At 62.9% G+C, this 16,437-nt stretch carries 16 protein-coding genes; 10 read left to right on the top strand and 6 right to left on the bottom strand.

Annotation, left to right across the window (positions count from 1 at the left end):
* Nucleotides 1-11 precede the first annotated feature (11 nt).
* Nucleotides 12-1,148 carry an SRT/SST family class C beta-lactamase gene (gene blaSRT, locus ATE40_RS08155; RefSeq protein WP_063919386.1) on the bottom strand — a complete coding sequence of 379 codons (1,137 nt, stop codon included), beginning with the start codon at nucleotides 1,146-1,148 and terminating at the stop codon, nucleotides 12-14.
* 205 nt (nucleotides 1,149-1,353) lie between these two features.
* Between blaSRT and ATE40_RS08150 the strand changes: the two genes are divergently transcribed.
* Nucleotides 1,354-2,235 (top strand): LysR family transcriptional regulator, encoded by an 882-nt coding sequence (locus tag ATE40_RS08150; protein WP_025159716.1) that lies wholly within the window; start codon nucleotides 1,354-1,356, stop codon nucleotides 2,233-2,235.
* Here the strand turns inward: ATE40_RS08150 and ATE40_RS08145 are convergent.
* Nucleotides 2,232-3,263: a Mal regulon transcriptional regulator MalI gene (locus tag ATE40_RS08145; protein WP_063919385.1), complete on the bottom strand. Its 1,032-nt coding sequence runs from the start codon at nucleotides 3,261-3,263 to the stop codon at nucleotides 2,232-2,234. The two genes, ATE40_RS08150 and ATE40_RS08145, sit on opposite strands and share 4 nt — an antisense overlap.
* A gap of 223 nt (nucleotides 3,264-3,486) precedes the next feature.
* On the opposite strand from ATE40_RS08145, the gene malX reads away from it, so the two are divergent.
* Complete coding sequence (gene malX, locus ATE40_RS08140) at nucleotides 3,487-5,106, top strand: maltose/glucose-specific PTS transporter subunit IIBC (RefSeq protein ID WP_063919384.1); 1,620 nt, start codon at nucleotides 3,487-3,489, stop codon at nucleotides 5,104-5,106.
* Nucleotides 5,099-6,280 carry a MalY/PatB family protein gene (locus tag ATE40_RS08135; RefSeq protein ID WP_063919383.1) on the top strand — a complete coding sequence of 394 codons (1,182 nt, stop codon included), beginning with the start codon at nucleotides 5,099-5,101 and terminating at the stop codon, nucleotides 6,278-6,280. The genes malX and ATE40_RS08135 overlap by 8 nt, the downstream gene beginning before the upstream one ends.
* Nucleotides 6,281-6,312: 32 nt before the next feature.
* Here the strand turns inward: ATE40_RS08135 and ATE40_RS08130 are convergent, their stop codons facing one another.
* Together ATE40_RS08130 and ATE40_RS08125 are read right to left on the bottom strand one after the other, a co-directional pair.
* Nucleotides 6,313-6,681, bottom strand: a complete 369-nt coding sequence (locus tag ATE40_RS08130; RefSeq protein WP_019455938.1) for a hypothetical protein — start codon at nucleotides 6,679-6,681, stop codon at nucleotides 6,313-6,315.
* Nucleotides 6,678-7,274: an NUDIX hydrolase gene (locus tag ATE40_RS08125; protein WP_063919382.1), complete on the bottom strand. Its 597-nt coding sequence runs from the start codon at nucleotides 7,272-7,274 to the stop codon at nucleotides 6,678-6,680. The genes ATE40_RS08130 and ATE40_RS08125 overlap by 4 nt, the downstream gene beginning before the upstream one ends.
* 97 nt (nucleotides 7,275-7,371) lie before the next feature.
* Here ATE40_RS08125 and ATE40_RS08120 point away from each other — a divergent pair, with 97 nt between their 5' ends.
* The 3 genes from ATE40_RS08120 to ATE40_RS08110 all read left to right on the top strand — a co-directional run bounded on the left by ATE40_RS08120 (nucleotide 7,372) and on the right by ATE40_RS08110 (nucleotide 9,917).
* Nucleotides 7,372-8,127 carry a DeoR/GlpR family DNA-binding transcription regulator gene (locus ATE40_RS08120; protein ID WP_025159715.1) on the top strand — a complete coding sequence of 252 codons (756 nt, stop codon included), beginning with the start codon at nucleotides 7,372-7,374 and terminating at the stop codon, nucleotides 8,125-8,127.
* Between the two features lie 135 nt (nucleotides 8,128-8,262).
* Nucleotides 8,263-9,261, top strand: a complete 999-nt coding sequence (gene add, locus ATE40_RS08115) for an adenosine deaminase (protein ID WP_063919381.1) — start codon at nucleotides 8,263-8,265, stop codon at nucleotides 9,259-9,261.
* Between the two features lie 110 nt (nucleotides 9,262-9,371).
* The gene (locus ATE40_RS08110; RefSeq protein ID WP_019455942.1) at nucleotides 9,372-9,917 is read left to right on the top strand and encodes an AAA family ATPase; all 546 of its coding nucleotides are present in this window, start codon (nucleotides 9,372-9,374) and stop codon (nucleotides 9,915-9,917) included.
* 11 nt (nucleotides 9,918-9,928) lie between these two features.
* On the opposite strand, the gene ATE40_RS08105 is transcribed toward ATE40_RS08110, so the two are convergent.
* Entirely contained in the window at nucleotides 9,929-10,933 is a 1,005-nt protein-coding gene (locus ATE40_RS08105; protein WP_019455943.1) for a bile acid:sodium symporter family protein, read from the bottom strand.
* Between the two features lie 75 nt (nucleotides 10,934-11,008).
* Nucleotides 11,009-12,049, bottom strand: coding sequence for an oxidoreductase (locus ATE40_RS08100; RefSeq protein ID WP_019455944.1), 1,041 nt, complete (start codon nucleotides 12,047-12,049; stop codon nucleotides 11,009-11,011).
* A gap of 235 nt (nucleotides 12,050-12,284) precedes the next feature.
* On the opposite strand from ATE40_RS08100, the gene ATE40_RS08095 reads away from it, so the two are divergent.
* From ATE40_RS08095 to rsxC, 4 genes are all read left to right on the top strand, one after another.
* Nucleotides 12,285-12,725, top strand: a complete 441-nt coding sequence (locus ATE40_RS08095) for a DUF2569 domain-containing protein (protein WP_019455945.1) — start codon at nucleotides 12,285-12,287, stop codon at nucleotides 12,723-12,725.
* A gap of 135 nt (nucleotides 12,726-12,860) precedes the next feature.
* Nucleotides 12,861-13,442: an electron transport complex subunit RsxA gene (rsxA, locus tag ATE40_RS08090; RefSeq protein ID WP_004938443.1), complete on the top strand. Its 582-nt coding sequence runs from the start codon at nucleotides 12,861-12,863 to the stop codon at nucleotides 13,440-13,442.
* A complete protein-coding gene (rsxB, locus tag ATE40_RS08085) occupies nucleotides 13,442-14,014 on the top strand; it encodes an electron transport complex subunit RsxB (RefSeq protein WP_004938428.1) in 573 nt (190 codons plus the stop codon). The genes rsxA and rsxB overlap by 1 nt, the downstream gene beginning before the upstream one ends.
* Nucleotides 14,007-16,436: an electron transport complex subunit RsxC gene (rsxC, locus tag ATE40_RS08080; RefSeq protein ID WP_063919380.1), complete on the top strand. Its 2,430-nt coding sequence runs from the start codon at nucleotides 14,007-14,009 to the stop codon at nucleotides 16,434-16,436. The genes rsxB and rsxC overlap by 8 nt, the downstream gene beginning before the upstream one ends.
* The last annotated feature ends 1 nt before the right edge of the window (nucleotide 16,437 follow it).

Below are 16,437 nucleotides of genomic sequence, written 5' to 3'. Positions count from 1 at the left end.
GCCCCTGTCCGTCAGCGCTTATCCAGCACCTGGATGATGTGGTAAGCCGCCTCGACACGATCGTCGTTCGGGAACCACTTGTTGGCCAGCATCACCACGGCGATATTTTTCGCCGGGATAAACACCGCGTAGGTAGAGAAACCGCCGGTGGAGCCGGTTTTGTTATACCAGCCGGCGCGCAGTTCCGGCTGCGGCGGCGTGAGGGCGGTGGCCGGCGTGCCGTTCATGATCATCCCGGCGTTGTTGCCTTCAATCAAGCGCGGCAGTTTTACCTGATACGGGTAGTTCTCCCACATCAGATCCTGCGTGAACGCGCCCGCCTTGTAATAACCGACGTGCGTGCCGGCCAGCGCTTCGCGCCACGGCTGTGCGACCTTCACCTGCTGCAGGTTGGCGTCCAGGTAACGAATCAGATCGCGGGCGTTGGATTTGATGCCGTAAGACTCGGCGTCCAGCGGGCCGGGATTGACCCGCACCGGTTTGTCGTCCTTGTTATATCCTTGCGCATAGTTGGCCATCTGCGCCGCCGGCACCTGAATATAGGTGTGGCTCATGCCCAGCGCCGGCAACATCCCCTGTTCCATCGCCTGGATAAACGGCTGGTCGAGGCTCTTGGCGGCGATCATGCCCAGCATGCCGATGCCGAGGTTGGAGTAGACGCGGTAGCTGCCGACCGGGTGTTTCGGCTGCCAGGCCCGGTAGTAGGCCATCAGTTGGGCATTGTCGGTGACGTCGTCCGGTACGAACAGCGGCAGACCGGAGGTGTGGGTCGCCAGATTCAGCAGGCTGACGCCATCGAAGGCGCTGCCGCGCAGTTCAGGCAGATAGCGGCTGGCCGGATCGCTAAACGACAGCTTGCCCTGCTGCTGCGCATAGACCGCCAGCGTCGCAGTGAAGGTTTTGCTCAGCGAGCCCACTTCGAACAGCGTCTGCTCGGTGATCGGTTTGCCGGTCTGCTTCGAGGCCACGCCATACGGGTAGATCTGCTGTTTGCCGTCGACCGACACGGCGATCGCCATGCCCGGCACGCCGTACTTTTTCATCAGCGGCTGAATTACGGCGTCGATATCCTGCTGCTGCGCGGCATGCGCGGTCGGCAGGATCAATGCGGCGATCAGCGCGGCCGCCAGGCGATTCATTTTCGTCATGATAGAAACTCTTCGGTTGCAGGGCATCGGCGCGGCCAAAAGTTTTTATTGGCGTTGAACACGGCGTTTTCCCTGATTGATGATGTCATTCCTTTACGGACTCCGCCACTTTCGCAGCAGTGGCGCCAAATATCGGATTTTGCCGCCGGGTTGACAAGCGATAATAATTTCAGCCAGCATAAAGAAAAACTTATGGCTATCAATCATGCGCAATCGACTTCCCCTCAACGCCCTGCGGGCGTTCGAATCTTCCGCTCGCCACCTGAACTTCACCCGCGCCGGCCTGGAGCTGAGGGTGACCCAGGCCGCCGTCAGCCAGCAGGTGCGCATGCTGGAAGAACAGCTGGGCATTCAGCTGTTCCGCCGCCTGCCGCGCGGGCTGGATCTGACGGAAGAAGGCCAGGCGCTGCTGCCGGTGTTGAACGACGCCTTCGACCGTATCGAGGCGGTGCTGCAGCAGTTCGAAGGCGGGCATTTCCACGAGGTGCTGACGGTGGCGGTGGTCGGCACCTTCGCCGTCGGCTGGCTGATGCCACGGCTGGCGGCGTTCCGCACCGCGCATCCGTTTATCGATCTGCGGGTGTTGACCCACAACAACCTGGTCAATCTGTCGGCGGACGGCATGGATTTCGCCATCCGCTTCGGCGAAGGCCTGTGGCCCGCCACCCGTAATATCAAGCTGTTCGACGCACCGCTGACGGTGCTCTGCCCGCCGGCGGTTGCCGCGCGCCTGCACGCGCCGCAGGACCTGCAGCACGAGCAGCTGATGCGCACTTACCGCAAGGATGAATGGGAGCGCTGGTTCAGCGCGGCGCAGGTGACGCCGTGGCGGATCAACGGCCCGGTGTTCGATTCCTCAAGGCTGATGGTGGAAGGCGCGATCCAGTGCGACGGCGTGGCGCTGGCGCCGGTCAGCATGTTCCGCCGCGAACTGGCCACCGGCGCGCTGCAGCGGCCGTTCGCCGCCGAGGCCGCGCTCGGCGCCTATTGGCTGACCCATTTGAAATCGCGGGATTTGACACCGGCGATGAAAGCCTTTATCGGCTGGATCGGCCGGGAGGCGGAAGAGGAGCAGCGGCGCGACTAAGCGGAGCCGCGCCGGATCAGCGCCGGCGGCAGGATGACGTTCTGCGTCGGCAGATCGGCGTCATGGATGCGCTGCAACAGGCGCGCAGCGGCGCTGCGCCCCACTTCCCGCGCCGAGCTGGAAACAAAGGTTAGCGGTGGTTCGGTCAGTTCGGCCTCCGGCACGTCGCCAAAGCCGATCAGCGCCACCTGTCGCCCGTAGTAGGCGTCGACCCCGTCCGAACCGATGCTGCGGCCGCTGCGCGTCAGGCCAAAGTAGGCGCCCAGCGCCACCGACGCCTTGTGGCAGACGATAGCGGTGATATTCGGGTAGTGGCGCAGCAGCTGCTCCGCCGCCTCCGCCGCCTGGCTCTGTCGGCAATCGCACTCGACGATCCATTCGCTGCGAAACGGCAGGCCATACTGCAACAGCGTGGCACAGAATCCGCCCAGCCGTTCGGCGCGCGTCAACGAGTCGCTCTGGCCGCCGAGGTAAGCGATTTGGCTGTGACCGCGGGCGATCAAAAACTCGGTGGCCAGCTTGGCGGCCTGCATATTGTCCGGCCGTACCACGTCCACCCCCTCGAGACCGCTGGAGCGCGCTACGCAGACCAGCGGCACGCCCTGCTCGGCCGCCTTTTCCTTCAGCCCCGCCGCCGCGCGAATACCGCCCGCCAGCACGATGCCGTCGACGCCCTGCGCCAGCAGCGCATCAAACGCCCGCTGCAGCCCCTGACCTTCCCGCCCGCTCTGCGTCAAAAACAGCAGTTTGTCGTGCGCCTCCAGCGTTTCGCTCAGCCCGGCAGTCATTTCGGCATAGAAGGGTTCGCAGATGTCGCGCAGAATCAGGCCGATCACCCCGGACTCGCCGCCGCGCAGCGTCGCCGCCTGGCGGTTGCGCACATAGCCCAGCTGCGCTATCGACTGATTGACCTTCTCGACAGTGGTGGGCGAAATCCGCCCCTTGCCGCTCAACACCAGGGAAACCGTGGTGACCGAAACGCCCGCCTGTTGCGCCACATCGGTAATGGTGATCTTTTTAATGCTCATAGTCTCTGCGAACCCGTTCCTGGGCAACCCGCGCCGTGATGATCAAGGGTATACCGAATCCGTTAACTCAGTAAAACGTTTTACTGACCGCCGCATTGTCGCCAAAAAGCGGGCGGCAAATTTGTGATTAACGGCGCATTTTTGCTAGGTAAAACGTTTTATCTTCTTTTTACCTAATCAGCAGTCCCCTTTTTGCTCGTCTTTTCGCCAGGAGAAGTCGGTTATGTCAGCAGCCAACAAACCAAAAATCACCCTCTGGGAGTTCTTCCAGAGCCTGGGCAAAACGTTCATGTTGCCCGTCGCCTTGCTCTCTTTCTGCGGCATCATGCTGGGGATCGGCAGCTCGCTGAGCAGCCGCGATGTGATCACCCTGATGCCGTTTATCGGCCATCCGATCTTCCAGCTGATCTTTACCTGGATGAGCAAGATGGGCTCCTTCGCCTTCAGCTTCCTGCCGGTGATGTTCGCCATCGCCATTCCGCTGGGCATGGCGCGCGAGAACAAGGGCGTGGCCGCGTTCTCCGGCTTTGTCGGCTTCGCCGTGCTGAATCTGGCCACCAACTTCTATCTGACCGCCGCCGGCGTGCTGCCCAGCAGCGATCCGTTGGTGCTGAAGGCCAACAACATCCAGAACATTCTCGGCATTCAGTCGATCGACACCGGCATCCTTGGCGCGGTGATCGTCGGTATCATCGTGTATCTGCTGCATGAGCGTTTCCACACCATCCGCCTGCCGGACGCGCTGGCGTTCTTCGGCGGCACCCGCTTCGTGCCGATCGTGACCACCGTGGTGCTGGGCCTGTGCGGCCTGGTGATCCCGCTGATCTGGCCGTGGTTCGCCGCCGGCATTAACGGCCTGGGCCGCGTCATCAACGGCGCCGGCATCTTCGGGCCGATGATTTTCGGCACCGGCGAACGCCTGCTGCTGCCGTTCGGCCTGCATCACATTCTGGTGGCGCTGATCCGCTTTACCGAAGCAGGCGGCACGCTGGACGTTTGCGGCCATAGCGCCAGCGGTGCCCTGACCATCTTCCAGGCTCAGCTCTCCTGCCCGACCACCACCGGCTTTGCCGAAAGCGCCACCCGCTTCCTGTCGCAGGGCAAAATGCCGGCGTTCCTCGGTGGCCTGCCGGGCGCAGCGCTGGCGATGTACCACTGCGCCAAACCGGAGAACCGCCATAAAATCAAAGGGCTGTTGATCTCCGGCGTGGTAGCCTGCGTGGTCGGCGGCACTACCGAACCGATCGAGTTCCTGTTCCTGTTCGTCGCGCCGTTCCTCTATCTGATCCACGCGCTGCTCACCGGGTTGGGCTTTACCGTGATGGCGCTGCTGGGTGTGACCATCGGCAACACCGACGGCAACATCATCGATTTCGTGGTGTTCGGCATTCTGCACGGCACCGCCACCAAGTGGTATCTGGTGCCGGTGGTGGCCGCCGTCTGGTTCGTCGGCTATTACGCCATTTTCCGCTTCGCCATCCAGCGCTTTAACATCAAAACGCCGGGCCGCGAGAGCGACAGCGCCGCCAGCCAGAGCGCGCCGAGCGGCGCAGTGGGCAAATCCGGCTACAATGCGCCGGCGATTTTGGCGGCGCTCGGCGGCCCGGATAACATCATCACGCTGGACAACTGCATCACCCGCCTGCGCCTGTCGGTCAACGACATGAGCCGCGTGGACGATGCCGCGCTGAAGGCCAACCGCGCCATCGGCGTGGTGCATCTCAACGAACATAATCTGCAGGTGGTGATCGGCCCGCAGGTGCAATCGGTGAAGGATGAATTAGACTCACTGATAGCCACGGCGCAACCTGCCGCGGCGCTGCAGGGAGCCACCCATGTTTGATTTCTCCACCCCGATCGACCGCCACGGCACCTGGTGCACCCAGTGGGACTACATCGCCGATCGTTTCGGCAGCGCCGATCTGCTGCCGTTCACCATCTCCGATATGGACTTCGCCACCGCGCCGTGCATTCTCGAGGCGCTGCAGCAGCGCCTGCAGCACGGCGTGCTGGGCTACAGCCGCTGGCAGCACGAGGATTTTCTCGGCGCGCTGCGCCACTGGTATCAGCAACGTTTCAACACCGCTGTCGACACCGCAACGGCGGTGTACGGCCCTTCCGTTATCTACATGGCGGCGCAGCTGATCCGCCAATGGTCCGTGCCGGGCGACTACGTGGTGACCCATACCCCGGCCTACGACGCCTTCTACAAGGTGATCCTCGCCAACCAGCGCCAGCTGCTGGCCTGCCCGCTGCAAAAAGCCGGCGACGACTGGCGCTGCGACATGGCGCACCTTGAGGCGTTGCTGGCGCGGCCGCAAACCAAGATCCTGCTGCTGTGCAGCCCGCACAACCCCACCGGCAAGGTATGGCGCCGCGAAGAGCTGCAGCAGATGGCCGAACTGTGCGAACGCCACGACGTGAGGGTGATCAGCGATGAGATCCACATGGACATGGTATGGGGCGAACACCACCATACGCCGTGGAGCCAGGTGGCGACCGGCGCCTGGGCATTGCTGACCTCCGGCTCCAAGAGTTTCAATATTCCGGCGCTGACCGGCGCCTACGGTTTTATCAGCGACGACGCCAGCCGCGAAGCCTACTTCCAGCAGCTCAAATCCCGCGACGGCCTCTCCTCGCCGGCGGTGCTGGCGGTGGTGGCGCACGTGGCCGCCTATCGTCACGGCGAACCCTGGCTGGATGCGCTGCGCGACTATCTGCAGGATAATCTGACCTACGTCGCCGAACGGCTGGCGGAGGCTTTTCCCGCGCTGGGCTGGCGCCCGCCGCAGGCCACCTACCTGGCCTGGATCGATCTGCGGCCGCTGGCCATTGACGATCGCGCGCTGCAGCAGGCGCTGATCGAGCGTGAAAAGGTGGCGATCATGCCGGGCTTCACCTACGGCGAGGAAGGCCGCGGGTTCCTGCGCCTCAACGCCGGCTGCCCGCGCGGCAAGCTGGAGGCCGGCATGGATAAGCTGATCGCCGGGTTGAGGTTTGTCCTGAACGAAAAATAACGCGAGGGGGCGAGCCTGCGCCCGCCCCTGCGTTATGCCTGTACGGCCGGGATCTCCTCCAGATGACGATAGACCGTCAATCCCCACTCCTTGGCCAACCGCACGTCGTTATCGGCCCCCGCAGACGTTCCTTCGATGCGATACACCGCCTGACACTGCGCAATCAACCGGTGAGCCACCGGGTAGAGAAACGCCTCGCTCACCGCATCGCCAAGTTGGGTGGAACCCGCCGCAGCCGCCAGAGGCAGCGCCAACCATTCGCCGATCACCGGTACATGTCCCCGCAGATAGACCGCCAGCGCCGCCTGTTCCAGGCGCGCCAGATTGGCGGCGATGCGCGCCGGATCGCCCTCGGTGCCGCTGCGATAGGGGCCGGCGATCAAAATTTGTTGGGCCTTCATGGTTCTTCCTCCAGCATCCGATTCAAGGCGACAAACTGCAGCAGCATGATGGTTTTGGCGTCAACGATCGCGCCTTGACGAATCGCCTGCAGGGCCTGCGTCAGCGGCAGCTCGATCACCTCCAGATCTTCGCCCTCCGCCGCCACCCCGCCGCCCTCGTTGATGCGGTCGGCCGCCTGATATTCGCCGACGAAAAAGTGCAGCTTCTCGGTGACCGAGCCGGGGCTCATGTACGCCTCGAACACTTTCTCCACGTTCTGCACGAAATAGCCGGTTTCCTCTTCGGCTTCTGCGCGAATGCGCGCCTCAGGAGACGCGTCGTCCAATAACCCGGCGGCAGCTTCAATCAACATGCCGTCATGGCCGTTGACGAAGACCGGAAAGCGAAACTGGCGCGTCAGGATCACCGTCTTCGCCTGCCGGTTGAACAGCAAAATGGTGGCGCCATCACCGCGATCGTAAGTCTCGCGGCTCTGCCGCTGCCAGACGCCGTCGCGCCGCAGAAAATCAAAGGTGGTTTTTTTCAGCAGATACCAGTCATCGGACAACACCCGGGTTTCGACAATGCGGACTCGGTCTTTGGTGGCAATCATGGTTTTTCTCCGCCATAGGAAGGAAATTGATACTATCGTGCAGCTTCGTGTATGATCAAGATATTTCGTGCAAAGCAAATTTGAGGGGAAAATGGCCATGTTGACCAGCCAGCGCAAGAAAATCATCCTGGAAAAACTGGCTCAGGACGGCCAGGTGTTGGCCAAGCAACTCAGCGAGCTGTTCGGGCTGTCGGAAGACACTGTCCGGCGCGATCTGCGCGAACTGGACGCAGAGGGGTTATTGCAGCGGGTACACGGCGGCGCCCTGCCGGTTTCTTCCGCCATCGCCAGCTTCGCCGAACGCAATCACTTGGAATCCGGCGCCAAACGCGCGATCGCCAAAGCGGCGGCGGCGCTGATCGCCCCCGGCCAGGTGGTGATCATTGATGGTGGCACCACTTCCGCCGAGTTGGTCAGGCAACTGCCGGCCAACCTCAACGCCACCGTCGTCACCCACAGCCCCAGCGTCGCCGTAGGTTTGGCCGATCACCCCACGGTGGAGGTGATCCTGATCGGCGGCCGGCTGTATAAGCATTCGATCGTTAGCGTCGGCGCCGCCGCGGTGGAAGCGATGTCGCATATCCGCGCCGATATCTATTTTATGGGCGTAACCGGCGTACACCCCACTGCGGGGCTGAGCACCGGCGATCTGGAAGAAGCCTACATCAAGCGCGCGCTGGCGGCCCGTGCGGCGGAAACCGTCGTGCTGGCCTCTGCCGCCAAACTCAATGCCGCCTCACAATATGCGATCGGCGATATTACGTTGGCGCACACCGTCATCGTTGAACGCGCCACCGACGACGCATTGATCGCGCCGTTGCAGCAGGCGGGCATCAGCGTGTTGAAGGCCTGAATGAGGGTGATAATGCGCTATCCCTGGGATTATTTGTGATGTAAGTCACTTTTTTATGCAACGCAATGGCAAGTTTCATCCATTTGTTTTTATACTGTTCTGCACTTTACCTACGATAATCAGCGAGTGCCCAGCATGATCGATCCCCGCCTTCCGCTTACCGATATTCACCGCCATCTCGACGGCAACATCCGCGCGCAGACGATTCTCGACCTCGGTCGCCAGTTCAATCTCGCCCTGCCGGCCAACGATTTGGAGAGCCTGTGCCCGCACGTGCAGATCACCCACGCTGAACCGGATCTGGTCAGCTTCCTGCAGAAACTGGACTGGGGTGTGGCGGTGCTGGGCGATCTGGACGCCTGCCGCCGGGTGGCTTATGAAAACGTCGAGGATGCCGCCAATGCCGGCCTGCACTACGCCGAGCTGCGCTTTTCCCCTTACTACATGGCGATGAAGCACCAGCTGCCGGTCGCCGGCGTGGTGGAAGCGGTGATCGACGGGATCCGTTCGGGCTGCCGCGATCGCGACATCGACATTCGCCTGATCGGCATCATGAGCCGCACCTTTGGCGAGGCTGCCTGTCTGCAGGAGCTGGAAGGACTGCTGGCGCACCGCGACGGCATTACCGCGTTGGATTTGGCGGGCGATGAGCTGGGCTTCCCCGGCAGCCTGTTCCTCAACCACTTCAACCGCGCGCGCGACGCCGGTCTGCGCATCACCGTACACGCGGGCGAAGCCGCCGGCCCGGAAAGCATCTGGCAGGCGATCCGCGAGCTGGGCGCCGAGCGTATCGGCCACGGGGTGAAAGCGGTCGAAGATCCGGCGCTGATGGACTTCCTGGCGGAACATGGCATCGGCATCGAGTCCTGCCTGACCTCCAACATCCAGACCAGCACCGTGCCATCACTGGCGCAGCATCCGCTGGCCACCTTCCTGCGCCACGGCGTGCTGGCGTCGATCAACACCGACGATCCGGCGGTTCAGGGCATCGAGATCGAGCACGAATACCGCGTCGCCGCGCCGCAGGCCGGGCTGACGCCGGAAGAAATCCGCACCGCGCAGGAAAACGGCCTCAAGCTGGCGTTCCTCAGCGAGCAGGAAAAACAGGCGCTGCGCGCCAAAGTTCAGGGTTAAATCCCCCCAAGGCGCCAAACGGCGCCTTCTTCTCACCTCCCGTTTTCTTCCGCCTGCCCGTCTTTCTCGCTGTTTTCATCCATAACTCTGACGCAATAGAGGAATTCCGTATGTCTGACAAACTACGCCGCATCGTGCTGACCGGCGGCCCGGGTTCGGGCAAAAGCACGCTCATCGACGTTCTCCATCGCCGCGGTTACCCGCATTCGCAGGAGGCGGGTCGGGCGATTATTCAGGATCAGGTGAGTATTGGCGGCAATGCGCTGCCATGGGGCGATCGCCAGGCTTTCGCCGAGCGGATGCTGGATTGGGAACTGCGTTCATGGCGGGAAGCGACGGGCGCAACATGCTGGTTCTTCGATCGCGGCCTGCCGGATATCGCCGGTTACCTGACGCTGTGCGGATTATCGATCCCCGCTCCCTTAACGGCGGCGGTCGCCGATTTTCGCTATGCCGATACGGTGTTCATCGCCCCACCATGGCGAGCGATCTACGCGCAGGACAGCGAGAGAAAACAATCTTTCGCCGAAGCCGAGCAGACCTACCAAGCGATGGTGGCCGTCTACCGCCGATCGGGTTATCGACTGCAGGAACTGCCGCGTGCCTCACCCGACGAGCGCGCCGACTTTCTGCTCGACGCGCTGTGCTGCCGCTAGCGGCCTACGGTCTATTTGGTCGCCAGCGCCTCGGCCTGCTCCCGCTGTTTGGCGGTTTTGCGCGCATAGCGCTGCGCCAACACCGCACACACCATCAGTTGAACCTGGTGGAAAATCATCAGAGGCAGCACCATGGCGCCCACCGCCGCAGCCGGGAACAGCACATTGGCCATCGGAATGCCGTTCGCCAGACTCTTTTTCGAGCCGCAGAACACGATGGTGATCTCGTCGGCGGTGTTGAAGCCCAGCCAGCGCGCCGCGTAGGTATTGATCACCAACACCACCGTCAACAGCACCAGCGACATCACCAGAATGGTCAACAGCGACCAGCCGTCGATGCGATGCCAAATGCCTTCCACCACCGCCGCGCTGAACGCGGTGTAGACGACCAGCAGGATCGACGAGCGGTCGGTCAGATTGATGAGCTTGCGATGGCGATCGACCCACTTGCCGATCAGCGGCCGCGCCAGGTGGCCGACCACAAACGGCACCATCAATTGCAGAATGATCGAACCGATGGCGTGCAGTACGTCGGTATTGCCGCCCTGGGTATGCATCAACGCCCCCACCAGCAGCGGCGACAGAAACACGCCAAGAATGCTCGACGCCGAGGCGCTGCAAATCGCCGCCGCCACGTTGCCGCCCGCCGCCGAAGTAAAGGCGATGGCAGACTGCACCGTAGCCGGCAACGCGCACAGATAGAGGAAGCCGAGATAGACCGTCGGCGTCATGACGCCCGGCACCAGCAGGTTCATCGCCAGCCCGAGCAGCGGGAACAGCGCAAAGGTGCTGAGGAACACCAGCAGATGCAGCTTCCAGTGGCTCATGCCGGCAACGATCGCCTCGCGCGACAGCTTGGCGCCGTGCATAAAGAACAGCAGCGCGATGGCGGCGGTGGTCAGGTGTTCGAAGAAGGTTTTCCAGATGCCTTCGCAGGGGAACAGCGAGGCGACGATCACCACCAAAATCAGAACCAGTAAAAATTTATCAATGCGCAAACGCTGCAACCAGGACATGAAACGGATTTCCTTGCACCTAACATCATGAAAAGGCCCGGCGTTGTGCACCGAGCCGCTGAGAAACGGACGGGATCAGGCCACCGGCAGCGCCTGCTGCAGCCGGGCCGATTCCAACCCCAGTTCGATCAACGCCATCACCGCGATAGCATCGGCGGCCGGCACCGGATTTTCAGCGATGCCGGCGATGGCGTCGCGCACCGCGGCGTAATAAGCCGGGTAATTGCCGGGAATATTGAGCAGCGGCTGTTCCGCCAGCAGATCACCACGTGACAGCGTCACTACACCATCGCGCATGTCATAGCCCCAGTCGGCCTGCGGCAGGCGCTCGCCGGCCTTCAGTCGGTCTTCCTGCGGATCCAGGCCATATTTGACATAGCTGCCGCGGGTGCCGTGCACCACATAACGCGGGCTCTCCGCCGCCGCCAGCATGCTGGCGTGCAGCACCACGCGCCGATCGCCATAGTTCAGCAGCGCGTGGAAATAGTCCACCGCCTGCGCCCCCGGCCGCAGCTCACCCAGATCGACAAACAGCCGGTCGGGCTTGCCGAATAATTGCAGCGCCTGATCGAGCAGATGCGGCCCCAAATCGAACCAGATGCCGCTGCCGACGCCGCCCTGTTCGCGCCAGCGCTGACGCACCTGCGGCCGGTAGCGATCGAAGTGCGATTCGAAGTACACCACCTCGCCCAGCGAACCGTCGTTCAGCAACGCTTTAAGGGTCAGGAAATCGCTGTCCCAGCGACGGTTGTGGAACACCGACAGCAGTAAACCGCTCTGCTGCGCCTGCTGTTGCAGCGCCTGAGCTTGTGACAGCGTCACGGTGAAGGGTTTATCCACCACCACATGCTTGCCGGCGGCCAGCGCCTGTTGCGCCAGCGGGAAATGGGTGTCATTAGGGGTGGGAATCACGATCAAATCGAGGGTCGGATCGGCGAACAGCGCCTGCGCATCGCCCACCACCGTCATCGACGGCCAGTCGGCGTGCACTTTGCCGGCATCGCTGCTGGAGACGGCCGCCAGCTCCAGCCCCGGCGTGCCGGCGATCAGCGGCGCATGAAAGGTTTTGCCGGCGTAGCCGTAACCGACCAGCCCGACACGAATTTTCTCAGCCATGGAATTTCCTCTTGCAGGCTCACGACAGACCCTTTCGATTTGACACCATGCGGCCGGATGGAACAAGAAGTAAATGAGATGTTAATTCGACACGGGGGACGCCCCGGCGCCGGAGTGGCCAAACGTGCGGCCCGGCGCCGCAATGCCGGGCTATCTGGTTGATAGGGATGACGAAGCCGCTATTACCCGCTAAGCTATGCCGCCTGTGATCCCCGTTTCAATCAGGAAGCCGTTTATGTCTCAAGCTGAATACTCTCGTATCGGCGGTTGGTTGTTGGCCCCGATGGCCTATCTGATCGTCACCCTGCTCAGCGCCAGCCTGATGCTGCTCCTGTACGCCATGGCGATCTTCATGCCCGAATCGCGCGACTATCTGCTGACCAACGCCCAGGCGTTTACCCTGCAGTGGTATTTTTCGGTGCTGACCACGCTCTTGATGTGGTGCTTCACCCTGTGGCTGCTGTGGCTGTTTTGCCAACGCTCGCAGCGCTTCCCCAAACTGTTCCTGCTGTGGCTGCTGATAACCGTGCTCCTGGCGGTGAAAGCCTTCGCCTTCGCGCCGGTGCCGGACGAAGTGGCGGTGCGCAGCCTCGGCTGGCCGTTGCTGATGGCGGCGCTGCTGGTGCCTTACATCAAGCGTTCGCAGCGGGTTAAAGGTACCTTTACCGAGCGTTAATGGCGCTTGCAGCACGTTTTATTGGGTGATTTGTGTAAATTTTCACCAAAAAAGGCAATACCCCTGCGATTCATATGTTGTCGTCCGGCCGCCGATTCCCGATAATAGGCGGCTTTTATTTTTTTAGGCATCGCAATGACCGAATACCTGCTCCTGTTTGTCGGCACCGTACTGGTGAACAACTTCGTTCTGGTGAAGTTTCTTGGCCTGTGCCCGTTCCTCGGCGTTTCCAAGAAGCTGGAAAGCGCCATCGGCATGGGAATGGCCACCACCTTCGTCATGACGCTGGCCTCCGTCAGCGCCTGGGTGATCAACACCTTTATTCTGGTTCCGCTGGATCTGGTGTATCTGCGCACGCTCTCCTTCATTCTGGTGATCGCCGTCGTGGTGCAGTTCACCGAGATGGTGGTGCGCAAGACCAGCCCGGCGCTCTACCGCCTGCTGGGCATCTTCCTGCCGCTGATCACCACCAACTGCGCGGTGCTTGGCGTGGCGTTGCTTAACGTTAACCTCGGCTATAACTTCCTGCAGTCCGCCGTTTACGGCTTCAGCGCAGCCGCCGGTTTCTCGCTGGTGATGGTGCTGTTCGCCGCCATCCGCGAACGTCTGGCGGTCGCCGACGTGCCGGCGCCGTTCCGCGGCTCCTCGATCGCGCTGATCACCGCCGGGCTGATGTCGCTGGCCTTTATGGGCTTTACCGGGCTGGTGAAATTCTAATGACTGCGTTGTGGATAGCTATCGCGGCTTTAAGCGCGCTCGGGCTGCTGTTCGGACTGGTGCTGGGCTACGCCGCGCGCCGTTTTGAGGTGGAAGAGGATCCGGTCGCCGAGCAGGTCGACGCGATCCTGCCGCAGAGCCAGTGCGGGCAGTGCGGCTACCCCGGTTGCCGCCCTTACGCCGAGGCGGTGGCCAACGGCGAGATGATCAACAAATGCGCGCCGGGCGGTGAACAGGTGATGCTGAAACTGGCGGAGCTGCTCAACGTCGAACCGCAGCCGCTGGGCAGCGAAGCCGCCGCCGAGCCGGAGCGTAAGGTGGCCTATATCGACGAGGCCAACTGCATCGGCTGTACCAAATGCATTCAGGCCTGCCCGGTGGACGCCATCGTCGGCGCCACTCGCGCCATGCACACCGTCATCACCGACCTCTGTACCGGCTGCGATCTGTGCGTCGCCCCTTGCCCTACCGACTGTATTGAAATGAGACCGGTCGCCACCACCACCGCCAACTGGAAGTGGGACATGAAGACGATCCCGGTGCAAGTGATCCACGTGGAGCAACATGCTTAATCTGTTCGCCGCCTTTAAAAAAGACCGGATCTGGGATTTCGACGGCGGGATCCATCCGCAGGAAATGAAGACTCAGTCCAGCGGTGCGCCGCTGCGTGTCGCTCCTCTGCCCAACACCTTTATCATCCCGCTGCAGCAGCATCTGGGGCCGGAAGGCGAACTGTGCGTCAACCCCGGCGATCGGGTGCTGAAAGGCCAACCGTTGACCGTCGGCCGCGGCCGCACCGTGCCGGTGCACGCGCCCACCTCGGGCACCGTTAGCGCCATCGCGCCGCACATCACCGCCCATCCTTCCGGACTGACGGAGCTGTGCGTGATCATCGAGGCGGACGGAGAAGATCGCTGGTGCGATCGCGATCCGGTGGCGGACTATCGCCAATCGCCCGCAGCCGAGTTGATTGAGCGTATCCATCAGGCCGGCATCGCCGGTCTGGGCGGCGCCGGTTTCCCGACCGCCAGCAAACTGCATGGCGGCATGAGCGGCGTGGAAACGCTGATCCTCAACGCCGCCGAGTGCGAGCCTTACATCACCGCCGACGATCGCCTGATGCAGGAGCACGCCGACCAGATCGTTGAAGGTACGCAGATCCTGCAACACATTCTGCAGCCCAAGGTCACGCTGATCGGTATCGAAGACAACAAGCCGGCGGCGATCGCGGCGCTGAAACAGGCGCTGCGCGGCCAGTCCGGCATTGCGCTGCGCGTCATCCCCACCAAATACCCGTCCGGCGGCGCCAAGCAGCTGACCAAAATTTTGACCGGCAAGGAAGTGCCGCACGGCAAGCACTCCTCGGCTATCGGCGTACTGATGCAAAACGTCGGCACCGCCTTCGCCATCAAGCGAGCGATCGTCGACGGCGAACCGCTGATTGAGCGCGTGGTAACCCTGACCGGCGAAGCAATCGAGCGCCCGGGCAACCTGTGGGCCCGCATCGGCACGCCGGTGCAGCACCTGCTCGACTTCGTCGGTTTCCGCCCGCAGGCACAGCAAATGGTGGTGATGGGCGGCCCGCTGATGGGCTTCACCCTGCCCGCGCTGAACGTGCCGATCGTCAAGATCAGCAACTGCATTCTGGCGCCGACGGTCGATGAAATGACGCCGCAGGAGCCGGAGCAATCCTGCATTCGCTGCGGCCTGTGCGTAGACGCTTGCCCCGCCGGGCTGCTGCCGCAGCAGCTTTACTGGTTCAGCCGCGGGCAGGAGCACGACAAGGCGCGCAACCATAACCTGTTCGACTGCATCGAATGCGGCGCCTGTGCGTTCGTCTGCCCCAGCAACATTCCGTTGGTGCAGTACTACCGCCAGGAAAAGGCCGAGATCAAGGCCATCGATCTGGAAGCGGCGCGCACCGCCGAGGCCAAGGCGCGTTACGAAGCCAAACTGGCGCGCCTGGAGCGTGAAAAACTGGCGCGTGAAGAGCGACATAAAAAGGCCGCCGTCAAACTGACCGATGACGATCAGGGTGCGGTGCAGGCCGCGCTGGCGCGGGTGCGCAGCAAGAATGCCGAAGCGACAGTCATGCCGGTCGACGGCCAACAGCCGGATAACAGCGAGATGATCGCCGCCCGCGAGGCGCGTAAAGCGCAGGCGCGCGAGCGTCGCGCCCAGTTGGCAACCGAAGCGGAAACAGAAACGCCACCGGCGGCCGCCGGCGACGACGCGCGTAAAGCCGCCGTGGCCGCGGCGCTGGCCCGCGTGAAAGCCCGCAAAGAAGCGCCGGCCGCAGACGGCTCCGCCCCTGCCGCCACAGAGGACGATCCGCGTAAAGCAGCCGTTGCGGCCGCCCTGGCCCGCGTGAAAGCCAAAAAAGCGGAGCAGCAGGCTGGCACGCCAGCTGAGGCGGAACCTGCCCCGGCTGCCACCGAAGAAGATCCGCGCAAGGCGGCGGTCGCGGCGGCGTTGGCACGTGTAAAAGCCAAAAAAGCCGCGCAGCAGGCGGACGCCCCGGCGGCGGCGGAACCGGCCCCGGCGGCCACCGAGGAAGATCCGCGCAAGGCTGCGGTTGCGGCGGCCATCGCCCGCGCCAAAGCCAAGAAAGCCGCGCAGCAGGCGGACGCCCCGGCATCGGCAGAACCGGCCCCGGCTACCGCCGAGGAAGATCCGCGCAAGGCGGCGGTTGCGGCGGCCATCGCCCGCGCCAAAGCCAAGAAAGCCGCGCAGCAGGCGGACGCCCCGGCATCGGCAGAACCGGCCCCGGCTGCCGCCGAGGAAGATCCACGCAAGGCGGCGGTTGCGGCGGCCATCGCCCGTGCCAAAGCCAAGAAAGCCGCGCAGCAGGCGGACGCCCCGGCATCGGCAGAACCGGCCCCGGCTGCCGCCGAGGAAGACCCGCGCAAGGCGGCGGTTGCGGCGGCCATCGCCCGCGCCAAAGCCAAAAAAGCCGCCAGAGAATCGCTGGCGGCGGAAACGGAAGACAAATGAT

It is taken from the genome of Serratia surfactantfaciens, assembly GCF_001642805.2.
In the GTDB taxonomy this organism is placed as follows: domain Bacteria; phylum Pseudomonadota; class Gammaproteobacteria; order Enterobacterales; family Enterobacteriaceae; genus Serratia; species Serratia surfactantfaciens.
Note: the sequence above shows the minus strand (reverse complement) of the source record. Positions and strands in the feature narration are given on the sequence as shown.

Bases quoted from the DNA above. Each gene is read 5' to 3' on its own strand.
- malX (WP_063919384.1), top strand. From the start codon at position 3,487: ATGTCAGCAGCCAACAAACCAAAAATCACCCTCTGGGAGTTCTTCCAG.
- ATE40_RS08095 (WP_019455945.1), top strand. From the start codon at position 12,285: ATGTCTCAAGCTGAATACTCTCGTATCGGCGGTTGGTTGTTGGCCCCG.
- ATE40_RS08150 (WP_025159716.1), top strand. From the start codon at position 1,354: ATGCGCAATCGACTTCCCCTCAACGCCCTGCGGGCGTTCGAATCTTCC.
- ATE40_RS08145 (WP_063919385.1), bottom strand. From the start codon at position 3,263: ATGAGCATTAAAAAGATCACCATTACCGATGTGGCGCAACAGGCGGGC.
- rsxC (WP_063919380.1), top strand. From the start codon at position 14,007: ATGCTTAATCTGTTCGCCGCCTTTAAAAAAGACCGGATCTGGGATTTC.
- add (WP_063919381.1), top strand. From the start codon at position 8,263: ATGATCGATCCCCGCCTTCCGCTTACCGATATTCACCGCCATCTCGAC.
- ATE40_RS08110 (WP_019455942.1), top strand. From the start codon at position 9,372: ATGTCTGACAAACTACGCCGCATCGTGCTGACCGGCGGCCCGGGTTCG.
- ATE40_RS08135 (WP_063919383.1), top strand. From the start codon at position 5,099: ATGTTTGATTTCTCCACCCCGATCGACCGCCACGGCACCTGGTGCACC.
- rsxA (WP_004938443.1), top strand. From the start codon at position 12,861: ATGACCGAATACCTGCTCCTGTTTGTCGGCACCGTACTGGTGAACAAC.
- rsxB (WP_004938428.1), top strand. From the start codon at position 13,442: ATGACTGCGTTGTGGATAGCTATCGCGGCTTTAAGCGCGCTCGGGCTG.
- ATE40_RS08105 (WP_019455943.1), bottom strand. From the start codon at position 10,933: ATGTCCTGGTTGCAGCGTTTGCGCATTGATAAATTTTTACTGGTTCTG.
- ATE40_RS08100 (WP_019455944.1), bottom strand. From the start codon at position 12,049: ATGGCTGAGAAAATTCGTGTCGGGCTGGTCGGTTACGGCTACGCCGGC.
- ATE40_RS08130 (WP_019455938.1), bottom strand. From the start codon at position 6,681: ATGAAGGCCCAACAAATTTTGATCGCCGGCCCCTATCGCAGCGGCACC.
- blaSRT (WP_063919386.1), bottom strand. From the start codon at position 1,148: ATGACGAAAATGAATCGCCTGGCGGCCGCGCTGATCGCCGCATTGATC.
- ATE40_RS08120 (WP_025159715.1), top strand. From the start codon at position 7,372: ATGTTGACCAGCCAGCGCAAGAAAATCATCCTGGAAAAACTGGCTCAG.
- ATE40_RS08125 (WP_063919382.1), bottom strand. From the start codon at position 7,274: ATGATTGCCACCAAAGACCGAGTCCGCATTGTCGAAACCCGGGTGTTG.